The 12,990-nt window shown below is 62.9% G+C and carries 10 protein-coding genes; 9 read left to right on the forward strand and 1 reads right to left on the reverse strand.

Annotated elements, in window-relative coordinates; genetic code table 11:
- Positions 1 to 39: 39 nt before the first annotated feature.
- The gene (locus Q0K12_RS05945; RefSeq protein WP_297260981.1) at positions 40 to 1,128 is read right to left on the reverse strand and encodes an alpha/beta hydrolase; all 1,089 of its coding nucleotides are present in this window, start codon (positions 1,126 to 1,128) and stop codon (positions 40 to 42) included.
- A 425-nt stretch (positions 1,129 to 1,553) separates the two neighbouring features.
- On the opposite strand from Q0K12_RS05945, the gene Q0K12_RS05950 reads away from it, so the two are divergent.
- The 9 genes from Q0K12_RS05950 to Q0K12_RS05990 all read left to right on the forward strand — a co-directional run.
- A complete protein-coding gene (locus Q0K12_RS05950; RefSeq protein ID WP_297260983.1) occupies positions 1,554 to 3,029 on the forward strand; it encodes a sigma 54-interacting transcriptional regulator in 1,476 nt (491 codons plus the stop codon).
- Positions 3,030 to 3,197: 168 nt separating this feature from the next.
- Complete coding sequence (locus Q0K12_RS05955; protein ID WP_296303531.1) at positions 3,198 to 4,235, forward strand: ABC transporter substrate-binding protein; 1,038 nt, start codon at positions 3,198 to 3,200, stop codon at positions 4,233 to 4,235.
- 466 nt (positions 4,236 to 4,701) lie between these two features.
- Positions 4,702 to 6,210, forward strand: a complete 1,509-nt coding sequence (locus tag Q0K12_RS05960) for a DASS family sodium-coupled anion symporter (RefSeq protein WP_296303530.1) — start codon at positions 4,702 to 4,704, stop codon at positions 6,208 to 6,210.
- Positions 6,211 to 6,267: 57 nt separating this feature from the next.
- Positions 6,268 to 7,662, forward strand: coding sequence for an aldehyde dehydrogenase family protein (locus Q0K12_RS05965; protein WP_297260986.1), 1,395 nt, complete (start codon positions 6,268 to 6,270; stop codon positions 7,660 to 7,662).
- 72 nt (positions 7,663 to 7,734) lie between these two features.
- Positions 7,735 to 8,856, forward strand: coding sequence for a succinate--CoA ligase subunit beta (locus Q0K12_RS05970; protein WP_297260988.1), 1,122 nt, complete (start codon positions 7,735 to 7,737; stop codon positions 8,854 to 8,856).
- Positions 8,856 to 9,737 carry a CoA-binding protein gene (locus tag Q0K12_RS05975; protein WP_297260990.1) on the forward strand — a complete coding sequence of 294 codons (882 nt, stop codon included), beginning with the start codon at positions 8,856 to 8,858 and terminating at the stop codon, positions 9,735 to 9,737. The genes Q0K12_RS05970 and Q0K12_RS05975 overlap by 1 nt, the downstream gene beginning before the upstream one ends.
- An 84-nt stretch (positions 9,738 to 9,821) precedes the next feature.
- A complete protein-coding gene (locus tag Q0K12_RS05980) occupies positions 9,822 to 9,962 on the forward strand; it encodes a hypothetical protein (RefSeq protein ID WP_297260991.1) in 141 nt (46 codons plus the stop codon).
- A gap of 15 nt (positions 9,963 to 9,977) precedes the next feature.
- Positions 9,978 to 10,868 (forward strand): ABC transporter substrate-binding protein, encoded by an 891-nt coding sequence (locus tag Q0K12_RS05985; protein WP_297260997.1) that lies wholly within the window; start codon positions 9,978 to 9,980, stop codon positions 10,866 to 10,868.
- A gap of 824 nt (positions 10,869 to 11,692) precedes the next feature.
- Positions 11,693 to 12,990: DUF697 domain-containing protein (locus Q0K12_RS05990; RefSeq protein ID WP_297260993.1), on the forward strand; the 1,298-nt coding region annotated here is incomplete at its 3' end.

Genomic DNA, 12,990 nt, shown 5'->3' on the forward strand with positions numbered 1-12,990 from the left:
GAGATGCGGTCTCCGTTCTCCGGCCTGTGCCGAATGCCCTTACTGCAGGTGGGCCCTGAAAAAGCGCTCCATCTTGTCCCAGGGGATGACGTCCAGCCTGTCGTACAGATCCACATGACTGGCCTGGGGGATGAGCAGCAGTTCCTTGTTGTCGCCCTGGAGTTTTTTGAAGGCATCTTCGCTGAAGTAGCGGGAATGGGCCTTTTCGCCGTGGATGAGCAGGACGGCGGAGCGGATTTCCCCGGCATAGGCCAGCAGGGGCATGGTCATAAAGGACAGGGCCGAGGTGGCGTTCCAGCCGCTGCCGCCGTTGAGGGAGCGGGGATGATAGCCGCGCGGCGTCTTGTAGTAATCGTAGTAGTCCTTGACGAAGGCGGGTTCGTCGCCGGTCAGCCTGTCGGGGAGGCCGCCGGCGGCGGCGATGCGGCCGGAGCGGGCATCCGCGGTGCGCTGTTCGTTCAGCCGGGTGCGCAGGGCATGGCGCTCGTCCGCGGTCATGGCGTCAAAGTAGCCATTGGCGATGACGCGGCTCATGTCGTACATGGTGGAAGCGACCGTCGCCTTGATGCGGGTATCCATGGCGGCCGCATTGATCCCCATGCCGCCGAAGCCGCATATGCCGATGATGCCGATGCGCCCGGCGTCCACATCCTCGCGGGTGGTGAGGTAATCCACCGCCGCGCAAAAATCTTCGGTATTGATGTCGGGCGAGGCGACATGACGCGGCCGGCCGCCGCTTTCGCCGGTAAAGGACGGATCGAAGGCCAGCGTGATGAAGCCGCGTTCGGCCATGGTCTGGGCGTAAAGGCCGGAAGCCTGTTCCTTGACCGCGCCGAAGGGGCCGCTGACGGCGATGGCCGGCATTTTGCCCGTGCCCTGTGCGGGACGGTACAGATCCGCCGCCAGGGTGATGCCGTAGCGATTCTGGAAGGTTACTTTCTGATGCCGTACCTTGTCGCTTTGCGGGAAGGTCTTGTCCCATTCCTGTGTCAGATGCATGGTCGTACCATCCTTTGCGGGGGTGGCGGTCGATGCGGGGGCGGCCGCCGGTTCCCGGACAGAAAAAAGGACCAGACTCCCCAGCACGAGGCCGGTGGTCAGCAAACCGCGCAGAGCCGGCATGGACATGGCGCACCTCCTGTTTGTTCGTGTTGCGGGACCGCTACCGGGCCCGTGTGTTGCGTCTGCCGGTACGGTAGACAGGGATGCGATGAATAGCAAATACTTATACTGAATACTTTTCTATGCTTTTTTATTATGGAAAAGCGCAGGCGGGAGCCCGGCCCGTGGTCTGTGCGGGCTCCCGACGGGGCGGACACGGAGGGAGCCGTAACCTGCAAAGCCTCTTTATTCCGGGCGTCATCTCCTGTAGAAGAAAGGCGTGCGGCAGGGCGCGGCGCGGACGTTCCCGTTGCGGGCGTGCCGGCCACGACAGGGCCAACGGCCGTAAGCCTGCTGTTCTGGCGCTGCGTGCGGTTGTGGACGGCCGTCCCTGCCCGGCGTCTTTTGCTCTGAGGCCCGGTTTTGTGCGAACTTCCTCTCCGGTGTAGCTCATGAATGAAATTCTCCCTCTCCAGGCGGGCGGCGGTTCCTTTGACGTCTGCTCCATGCTCAATATCGCCATCATGAATCTGCCGACCGGCCTGTTCATTTGCGACAGGAACGGAGTGATCGTCTTTATCAACAAGGCCTATGCCGGATACCTGAATATCGAGCCGGAGCAGGCCATCGGACGGCATATCACGGAACTCATCCCCGATTCGCGCATCCCCGACGTACTGCAGAACGGAGAGCCGGATATCGGGGCCATCCGGCTCATCAGCGAGACTTCGAGCCGCATCCTGACCAACCGTTATCCGCTGTACAACGCGCAGGGCCAGCTCATGGGCGCCATGTCCATGGTGGTGCTGGACAAACCGGAGCAGCTCCACATCCTCCAGCGGCAGATCGATTCCCTCGGACGCAAGGTCAGCCGCTATGCCCGCCGCATCAAGACCGCGCTTGAGGCCCGCTATACGCTGGACTCCCTCGTGGGTTCCTCGCCGGCCATGCTGTCCTTCAAGCAGCTTTTGCTGCGCTTTGCCCGGACGGACGGCACCGTACTCATCAACGGCCAGACAGGCACCGGCAAGGAGCTGGCGGCCAGCGCCATCCATAACGCCAGCAGCCGCAGCGGCGGCCCCTTCGTCAGTCTCAACTGCGCGGCCATCCCGCAGGAACTCTTTGAGAGCGAACTTTTCGGCTACGCGCCGGGGTCGTTTTCCGGCGCGCGCAAAGAGGGCAAGGAAGGCCAGATCGAACTGGCGGACGAGGGGACGCTCTTTCTGGATGAAGTGGGGGATCTGCCGCCCGGGGCGCAGGTCAAGCTGCTGCGCGTCATCGAGGAGCGGGCCGTCCGCCGGGTGGGGGACAGTACGCCCCATCCGGTCAACTTCCGGCTGGTGACGGCCACCAACCGCGATCTGGGCAAGATGGTGGCCAACGGCACCTTTCGGGAAGACCTCTATTACCGCATCAATTCCATGCTGCTGACCCTGCCGCCGCTGCGGGACCGGCGGGAGGACATCCCCGCCCTGGTGGAACACATGCTGGAGCGGCAGGGGAATATCCGCTGCAGCGCGGAAGTGATGGCCGTTTTTCTCCGCTACACCTGGCCGGGCAATGTGCGCGAGCTCAAGAACGTCCTTTCGCATGCGCTCAGTCTGGCGGAAGGGGAGGTCATCACGCTGGACGATCTGCCGCCGTCGTTGCTGATGAGCGCTTCCCTGCCCGAAGACGACCGGCCTACCGGCGGCGAGCAGCGCCTTGGCGCCATCCGGGACAACAGCGAGCGCAACGCCATCCTGGTCGCTTTGCGGGAAAACCGCTGGAATGTCTCGCGTACGGCGCAGGCGCTCGGCATCTCGCGGGCCAATATGTATGAGAAGATGCGCAAATTCGGCATCAGGCGGCATGCGGAGGGCGCCGGACGTCCGTCGCGCGGGACAGCCGGCGGAGATATGTCTGGATATACGGACAAGCTGTCTTGAGTGTCCGCCCCGGCAGACAAGAGAGCAGGGGAAAGCGCCGTCCGCCGCTGCGGGGCACGCTTCCCGTCAGCATTGCCGCGGGCGGAAGATGCCGCCGCGGCGGCCTGGAGGCGGGTGATGCTGGCATGTAACTTGCTCAGCGCGTGGAAAACCCTTCAGGAGGTCGTTATGCGAACTGTGCTTTCTACGCTTCTGGCCTTTTTGCTGCTGGCAAGCCTGCCGCAGTCCGCCTACTGCGAAGCGCCATATACGCTCAACACCGCATGGCTGGTGGAGCATGAGGCCTTTGCCGCGTGGTACGCCCGCCAGAACGGCTGGGATGTGGAGGCGGGTTTCCGGCTCGATATGAAATTCTATGCGTCGGGCCGGGAACTGATGGCCGACATGCAGCGCGCGCCCTGGCAGATCGCCGCTTGCGGCGCCTTGCCCGCCCTGACGGCCTCCCTGGAAAATGCGGCGGAGATCATCGCCATCGGCAATGACGAGTCCCTGGCGACCGGCATCTATGTCCGCAAGGACAGCCCCATGCTGGGCCATACCGGCTATAATGCGCTCTATCCCGAAATGGCCGGCACGACCGGGACGGTACGCGGCAGGACCATCCTCTGCACGCTGGGCTCGTCCGCCCATTATACGGTGCACAAGTGGCTTGCGGCGCTCGGGCTGACGGAAAAGGACGTCATCCTCAAGGATATGTCGCAGGAAGAGGCGTTGCGCGCCTTTCTTGCCGGGGAGGGGGATGCCGTGGCGCTCTGGGCTCCCTACACGCTGGAGGCGGAACGCAACGATCTCCAGCCGGTGACGCTTTCCAGTCAGTGCGCCGCCAGTCAGCCGACGCTCATCCTGGCGGACAAGGCGTTTGCCCACCAGCATCCCGAGCGCGTCCGGGCCTTCCTGAGCATGTACTTCCGGGGGATCGCCGCCCTGCAGGAGACCCCGCGCGAAAAGCTCCTCGCGGCCTATGCCGACTTCCAGAAGCAATGGACGGGCAAGCACCTGCCGCCGCAGGATGCCGCCTGGGAACTGGCGCGCCACCCGATATTCGGGCTTGACGGACAGCTTGCCCTCTTTGCCGGAAAGGATCAGCGGCTACAGGGCTGGCTGCGCTCCCTGACCGATTTTGCCGGCGGCGCAACCCGTCTTGGAGATGTGACGGATCAGTATTTGCGTGCGCTTGCCGGCGAAGCGCAGCCTGCGCAGAAGTAGGTCCGTCCGGCAGGTCGGCCTGACGGCCTGCCGGACGGAGCCGCCCGTTTTTCTCCACCAGTCCCTCTGGCCGGGCGCGGCCCATTTCGCCTCCGCGTTGCCGTTTGTCCGGCTCCTCCACACGGTCTGCCGCTCTCCCGCCGGCAGGCAGTACGACGACCCCGACGACAGTTCGTCGGGGTCGTTTCGTATCGGCCGTCTGAAGCGGCGCATAGTTTTTCCCTGTCAAATATTATTTTCACAAATTGTATGATTTTTAAGACATTCTGTCGTTCTGTCTTTTTTCAAAGACAACATTTCGGACAATTTCGCTGTGAAACTTAGCGAAATATTGTATAACTAGTTATATTTATAGATATTTTTTCATATGCGACACGTTTTCATACGCTGGCACGCATCTTGTACTAAATAGCACAAATAAACGCGCGTTAGCATATCTCGTCATTATCAGCATGGAGACAGTGTTATGAGTCGTCTGAACAACTGCCTGACAGCCATATGTGGCGACAGAGTGCCGCTGGAAACAGCGCGCAAGACCTTTTTCTTTCTCCTGGGCATCGGCATCATGCTGCTGGTCATAGCCCTGCCCACGCCTCCGCCCTTCTATAAGGGGGAAGAGGTCATCCCCCTGACGCAAAATGCCAAAATCGTCATGGGCGTTTTGTGTTTCGCCGTCATCATGTGGATGACGGAAGCCATCCCCTTTCCCGCCACGTCCCTGAGCCTCATCGTGCTGCTGCACATCATGAACGTCGATTCCTTCGGCAACCTCGTCAAGGCGGGCCTGGGCAATCAGTCCATTCTCTTTCTCATGGGGGCCATGGGGCTTTCCGCCGCCATGACGGAATCCGGCCTCGCCCGGCGTTTCATGCTCTGGATGCTGACCAGGGTCGGCCGCCGCACGGATCGCATCGTGCTGGCTTTCATGCTGGTGGGTACGCTGGTATCCATGTGGGTGACGGATATGGCCGTGGCCGCCATGCTGCTGCCGCTGGGCATGAGCATCCTGCAGGGCAGCGGCTGCAAGCCGCTGGAAAGCAATTTCGGTCGAGCCCTCATGATCGGCATCGTCTGGGGCAGCCTCATCGGCGGCACGGCCACGCCCGCCGGCTGCGGCGCCAACGTGCTGGCCATGCAATATGTGCGCGACATCGCCAAGCTGGACGTCTCCTTTGCCGAGTGGATGGCCGTGGGCGTGCCCGGCGCGCTGCTCATGGTCCCGCTTGGCTGGTTCTGCCTTATGAAGATATTTCCGCCGGAACTGAAGGAAATCCCCATGTCCCTCGACAGCATCCGTGATGAACTGCGGGCTCTCGGCGGTCTCAAGGCCAAGGAAATCCGTACGCTCGTGGTGTTCGTGGTGATGGTGGCCCTGTGGCTCGGCGGATCGCATGTCGCTCCCATCCTGGGCTTCAAGGCTCCGGAAGCCTTCGTGGCCCTGCTGGGCTTCGTGCTCCTCTTCATGCCCGGCCTGCGCGTGTTCGAAGACTGGAAGGACGCTTCCCGCAGCATCGACTGGGGCGGCCTCATCCTGATCGCGGGCGGCATTTCGGCCGGCATGCTGCTGGCCAGCACCGGCGCGGCCCGCTGGATCGCCTGGGGGGCCCTGTCCGAAGTGGGCAGCCTGCATCCCGTGTTGCGGGTCCTCGCGGTCATCACCCTCGTGGAGCTGCTCAAGATCTTCTTCTCCAGCAACAGCGTCACCGGCGCGGTGATCATGCCGCTCATCATCGCCCTGGCCATGGATATCGGCATGAACCCCTGGGTGCTGGCCGGTCCTGCAGGCATCGCCTCCAGCATGGCCTTCATCATGGTGACCTCCAGCCCCACCAACGTCATCCCTTATTCATCCGGCTATTTCACCATTGCCGAGTTCGCGAAGTCCGGTGTGGTGATGACCATCATCGCCATCTGCTGCGTCACCCTCTCGGTGTCCGTCTTCGGAAGTTTCGCCGGAATGGACATCTGGCACTAAGGAACGCCCGGCGCGTCCGCAATCTTGCACATACCTAATTTTCCGGGAGGAAAATCCATGAAGACCATCAGTGAACAAATGGAACTGGCCCGCAAGGCGCAGGAAGCCATCAACGACTATACTCAGGAGCAGGTCGACGAGATGTGCCTTTCCGTGGGCTGGGAAGTCTATGAAGACGAAAATATCGCCAGGCTGGCCCGCATGGCCGTGGAAGAAACGGGCTTCGGCAATGTGGAGAGCAAGATCATCAAGCACAAGCGCAAGGTGGGCGGCGTGCTGCATGACATCCGCGGCGCCAAGAGCGTGGGCTGCATAGAGCGCGACGAGAAGAACGGCATCTCCAAGTATGCCAAGCCGGTGGGCGTCATCTGCGCCATCCTCCCGGCCACCAACCCCACGTCCACCTGCGGCGGCAAGGCCGTGGGCATGCTCAAGTGCCGCAATGCGGTCATCTTCAAGCCCAGCTCGCGCGCGCTGAAGTGCACCACCGAGGCCATCAACATGATGCGCAAGGGCCTGAGACGCGTGGGCGCGCCCGAGGACCTCATCCAGGTGGTGGAGGACAACAGCCGCGAGGCCGTGGCCGAACTCATGAAGGCCAGCGACCTTGTGGTGGCCACCGGCAGCGGCGCGGTGGTGCGCGCGGCCTACTCCAGCGGCACGCCGGCCTACGGCGTGGGGCAGGGCAACGCCGTGCCCATCGTGGCCGAGGATGCCGATGTGGCCGAGGCGGCAAAGCTCATCTGCGGCAGCAAGCTCTTTGACTACGCCACTTCCTGCTCGTCCGAAAACGCCGTGGTGCCGGTGGAGGCCATCTACGATCAGTTCATGGCCGAAATGAAGAAGAACGGCTGCTGGCTCGTGGAAGGCGAGGACCGGGAAAAGCTCAAGAACTACATGTGGAAGATCAATGCCAAGGGCAAGCTGGCCCTCAATCAGGACGTCATCGCCAAGTCCGCCCGCGTCATCGCCGAGGCCGCCGGCATCAGCATCCCGGACGGTACGGAGATCCTGCTCGTGGAAGGCACGCAGCCCATCCGTGAGGACAAGTTCCATGACGAGAAGATCTCGCCGGTGCTGACCGTCTACAAGGCCAGGGACTTCATGGACGCCTACCGCATCCTGACCGAGCTGACCAGCCTTGTGGGCCGCGGCCATTCCTGCGGCATCCATACCTACAAGCGGGAATACATCGAGTATCTCGGCGAACATATGAAGTCCTCCCGCGTGACGGTGCGTCAGGCCATGAGCGCGGGCAACGGCGGTCATCCCTTCAACCGCATGCCCTCCACGGCCACCCTGGGCTGCGGCACCTGGGGCGGCAACATCACGACGGAAAATGTGCACTGGAAGCATTTTATGAACGTGACCTGGGTCAATGAGCCCGTGGAACCGTGGAGCTTCAGCGACGAGGAAATGTGGGGAGAATTCTGGAAGAAGCACGGCAAGTAGGTTGACCGGCGGCCCGCAGGGGCCGCCCCCCCCTGCCAAGACGGCGCGCAAAAGCGCGCAAAAGGATTGACCATGAAGCTGTTTGAATATCAGGCGAAAAATATTTTCCGGGAAAAGGGCATCACCACCCCCAGAGGCATACTTATCCGCAATATGGAGGATCTGGATGCCGCCGTTGCCGACATCGGCCTGCCCTGCGTGCTCAAGTCGCAGGTGCTGCGCGGCGGACGCGGCAAGGCCGGGCTCATCCGGCTGGTGAAGGACGCCGAAAGCGCCCGCAACGAGGCGCAGGAGCTCTTTGCCTCCGAGCATAACGTCCATATGATCCTGGTGGAAGAGGCGGTCAGCATCGCCAGCGAGATTTATCTGGCCGTCACCGTGGACGCCGTGACCTCCACCGCCATGCTCATCGGCTGCGCCGAGGGCGGGGTGGAGATCGAAAAGCTGGCCGCCACCGCCCCGGAAAAGATTGTGACCGTCAAGGTGGATATGTCGCACGGGCTCGGCGGCTTCCACGTCAACAATCTTGTGTACGGCATGGGGCTGCCCACGGAGCTGATCAAGCCCGTCAGCGCCGTCGTCCGCAATCTCTACAAGACCTTTACGGCCTACGATGCCCAGCTGGCGGAGATCAACCCCCTGTTCATCACCACGGACGGCACGCCCATTGCCGGCGACGGCAAGCTGATCATCGACGACAACTCCGAATGGCGGCATCCCGACTATCCGCTGAGCCGCGAGCAGTTCGACTCGCAGGTGGAATTCGAGGCCGCGCAGGAGGGCATCCCCTATCTGGTCTTCGACGGGGACGTGGCCCTGATGTGCGCCGGAGCGGGGCTCACGACCACGGTCTTCGACCTCATCAACGATGCGGGCGGCACGGTGGCCACCTATGTGGAATTCGGCGGGGCCAACTACACCAAGGCCGTGCGGACCATGGAACTCTGTCTGGAAACGCCCAGCAAGGTCATCCTGGTGGTGACGTTCGGCACCATCGCCCGCGCGGACGTCATGGCGCAGGGGCTGGTGGAGGCCATCAAGACGCACAAGCCGCAGCAGCCCATCGTGACCTGCATCCGCGGCACCAACGAGGAAGAGGCCTTCAAGATCCTGCGCGAAGCCGGACTTGAACCGTTGACCAATACTGAAGAAGCTGTGCAACGTGCGGTGGACATCGCCGCGGGGAGGGCCTGATGAGCATTTTCGTCAACAAGCAGTCGCGCGTCATCGTGCAGGGCGTCACGGGCAAGGAAGGGGCCTTCTGGGCGAAACACATGAAGGACATGGGCACGCAGGTGGTGGCGGGCGTCACCCCCGGCAAGGAAGGCCAGAACGTGGACGGCATACCGGTGTATCACTCGGTACGGCGCGCCACGGCGGAACATCCGGCGGACGTCTCCATGCTCTTCGTGCCGCCCAAGTTCACCAAGGATGCGGTATTCGAGGCGCTGGACGCCGGCATCCGCAAGATCTGCACCATTGCCGACGGCATCCCCCTGCATGACGCCATCGAGATTCGGCGTGCCGCCATGTCCTGCGGCGCCATGGTCATCGGCGGCAACACGTCCGGCATCATCTCCGCCGGAGAAGCCATGCTGGGCACGATCCCCTATTGGATCGAGCGCGTGTACCGTAAGGGACATGTGGGCGTCATGACCCGCAGCGGCTCCCTGACCAACGAGGTGACGGCCGAGATCGTCAAGGGCGGCTTCGGCATCACCACGCTCATCGGCGTGGGCGGCGACCCGGTGCCCGGCACCCGCTTTGCCGAGCTTCTGCCCCTGTATGAAGCCGACGACGATACGCATGCCGTGGTCATCATCGGCGAACTGGGCGGCACCATGGAAGAGGAAGTGGCCGAAGCCAGGGAGGCCGGCATCTTCACCAAGCCCCTTGTGGCTTTCATGGGCGGACGTACCGCTCCGGAAGGCAAGCGCATGGGTCATGCGGGCGCCATCGTCACCGGCGGCCGCGGTACGGTCAAGGGCAAGACGGCGGCGCTCATCCAGGCCGGAGCCAAGGTCGCCAAGCGGCCCAGCGAGGTCGGCCCGCTGCTGCGGTCCTTCCTTGGATAAGGAGTAAGGCCGGCCGGGGGCGTTCGTGCCTCCGGCCGGCTGGCGAGCCGCGGGTGGCTGTCACATCAACTCACGAGGTCGTCTATGAGAATTCGCATCGCGCTGCTGCTGACCCTGCTGTTGGGATTGCTTGCCGCCCCGGTTCACGCGGAAATAGCGCTCAAGACCGCATGGCTTGGCGAACACGAAGCCTTTGTCGCCTGGTATGCCAAGAAGATGGGCTGAGACAAGGAGGCGGGACTGAGCCTGACCATGCTGCAGTTCGGCTCCGGCGACAAGATCATGTCCACCCAGCAGGAGCATGATTGGGCCATTGCCGCCTGCGGCGCCGTCCCTGTGGTCGTGTCTCCCCAAATCGACAATGTGTACATCATCGGCCTTGCCAATACGGAAACCGAAGCCAACGCCATCTACGCCCGGGAAGGTGGCCCCATCATGCAGGCAAAGGGCGCCAATCCCCAGTTTCCCGACGTGTTCGGCAGCGCGGAAAGCCTGCGCGGCAAGACCATACTGTGTCCGGTCAACACCTCGGCGCACTACCTGCTCGACAGGTGGCTGACCATCCTTGGCCTGACGGAAAAGGACGTCAAGGTGAGCAACGTGCTGCCCGGCCCGGCCATCGACATGATGAGCAAGGATTTTGGCGATGCCGCCGCCCTGTGGTGGCCCGCCAATGCCCGCGCCGCCAAGGCGGGGCTGGTGGAAGCCGCCTCGTCCAAGGCCTGCGGCGTGGAACATCCCATCGTCCTGGTCGTCAAGCGGGATTTTGCCCATCAGCATCCCGATCAGGTCATCATGTTCCTGCGCCTCTACCTGCGTACCGTGGCCGAGATGCAGCGTCTGGGGCCCGACACGCTTGTGGAGCAGTACCGCATCTTTGCCCTGCAGTGGTACAAGCAGGATATGAGCCGTGAGGATATTCTCGAGGATTTGCGTCTGCATCCCATCTACAACATCGATCAGCAGATGGCGCTTTTTGACGACAAGGAAAAGGGCCTGCCCGCCTGGATCAGTCAGATCGCCGATTTTTATGCCCGCAGCGGATCCCTTTCGCCTGAAAGAAGGGCCGAGCTCGGCCGCCTGTCCTTCCTCAATCCCCATTTCCTCAAGGCCGTCTGGCTGACGCGGTAGATGCCATACCTACGGCGGCATGAGGGAAGGAACGCCTCCTGTACGAACCATGTTTCCTTCCCTCATGCCCCTCCTTTCTCTCCCGTTGCGGATGTGGAGTCGACGGTCCGCCGCTTTTAAGGAGCGCAAAGGCCGCGGCGCGGGGAGCATGGAGCGAGCAGCCGTGGCAACGCTACGCCTCCGCCTGCTCCCGGAACAGTGATGAACCGGGATCAGGCAAAAGAAGCGTGCCGTCATCCTCATATGTGGTGGGCACATGCCGCCTGCCGCATGGCAGCCGCCAGCGGTACAGCCCTTTTTGACAGCACGCTCTCCTCCTGGGCGCTTCCGGGGCCATCACTCCCCCGGGAGCGCCTTTTTGGGGGCTTGCGCATGCGGCAAGTCCCCATTTTCAGGCTTTTGCAAAAGTTTTCGCAGGGAAAGCCCGTCAGGAGAGCAATTTCAGTTTGAAACGCTCTGCATTCCAAACCACACGGCCTGCCATTTTGCGGAAAAAACGCGGTTCTTTCGCCTGGTTTTGCCCGGCGGCGCTGTGCCGCCACCTCACATCGTCCCTTTTTCAAAGATAAAACGCTCTATTGCTTGTTCGTGGGGAAGGATACCCCTTCGCCTTGCTGTCGATGCCGGCATGGGCTTTCATCTGCGGCACACCGGCAGCACGTGCCCAGACGGCAACATGCCGCACCGATGCCTGACGCCTTGCTGACCGGCTCTGCGTCAGGATGGCTTGCCAAGCAGCCCTTTCGTGCTGATAGTATCTGAAGGAGCCGGTGCGGCATGTGGCCCTGCCGGATGATCTTTTCTCTTGTCATCGGAGGTTGCCGATGTTGCAGCACCTTTTGAAGATAGTGGCCGCTCTTGTCATGCTGGCGGTTTTGGTTTTGCTCGTCCAGCTCAACGGGCTGGCCCGCGAGCTGACGGAACTCTTTGCGCCCGGCTGGGGCAGGATCGCCTGGCTGGCCTGCGCCGGTCTGGAACTTGTCGCGCTGATCTGGCTGGGACTGGCCTGCTTTGCCCGTCCGTCCCGCCTGCTGCTGCGTGAGGATCCCAGCGAGGCGGAACGGCAGGCCTTTGCCGCCGAGCTGACGCACCGGTTGAGCGCGAACCGTCTGGTACGGCAGGCCGGACTTGATCCCGCCGCGGAGGATTTTCTGCCTCAGGCGCTGGCCCTGCTGGACAAGAAGGCGGATGCCATCATCCGCAGCGACGCCAAAAAAGTGTTTCTGGGCACGGCGCTTTCCCAGAACGGACGGCTGGATGCGCTCATCGTCTTTGTGGCGCTCTGCCGCATGGTCTGGAAGGTATCGGCCATTTATAACCAGCGGCCTTCGCTGCGGGAGGTGTGGAGCGTCTATCACGCGGTCTCTTCCGCCACTTTTCTGGCCTTTTCCATCGAGGCGCTGGATATACCCCGCACGGTGACGGAAAGCATGAGCGCGCTTGTTCCGGCGGCGGCCCCTTCTCTGGCCACGGCTTCCGTCCCGCTGGTGGGGGCCTCGGTACAGTTCTTCACTACGGCGGCCATCGACGGCGCGGCGAACAGTCTGCTTGCCATCCGGGCGGGCATGAGCACCAAGTATGCCTTTCGTCATGCGGCGCTGGATGAGGAGGACGCGCGGCAGGCAGGCATTCGGGACAGCGCGGCCATGCTGCTGGCCGTATCCGGCGAATGCCTGAATGAAGTGGTGAATGCTCTGCGCGGTCAGATCTGGCAGATGGGGAAGTCGGCTGGCGGATCGTTGCGCCATGCGGCAAGCAGCGTGAGCGAAGGCGTATGCGCGGCAGGCTCTGCGGCGGCCTCAGCGGTGACGCGGAGCAGCGGTGCGGTGGTGGATGCGGTGGACAACGGCATCTCGGCGACGCTGAAGGCGGCGGGCACGGCCACCAGCGCCACGGTGGGCGCGGTAAGTTCGGCGGCGTCGGCCGTGGGCAGCGGCGTGCGGAACGCGGCAAGCAGCGTGAGCGAAGGCGTATGCGCTGCGGGCTCGGCGGCGGCCTCAGCGGTGACGCGGGGCAGCGGTGCAGTGGTGGATGCGGTGGACAATGGCATCTCGGCGACGCTGAAGGCGGCGGGCACGGCCACCAGCGCCACGGTGGGCGCGGTGAGTTCGGCGGCGGGAAC

It is taken from the genome of uncultured Desulfovibrio sp., from assembly GCF_944324525.1.
GTDB lineage: Bacteria > Desulfobacterota > Desulfovibrionia > Desulfovibrionales > Desulfovibrionaceae > Desulfovibrio.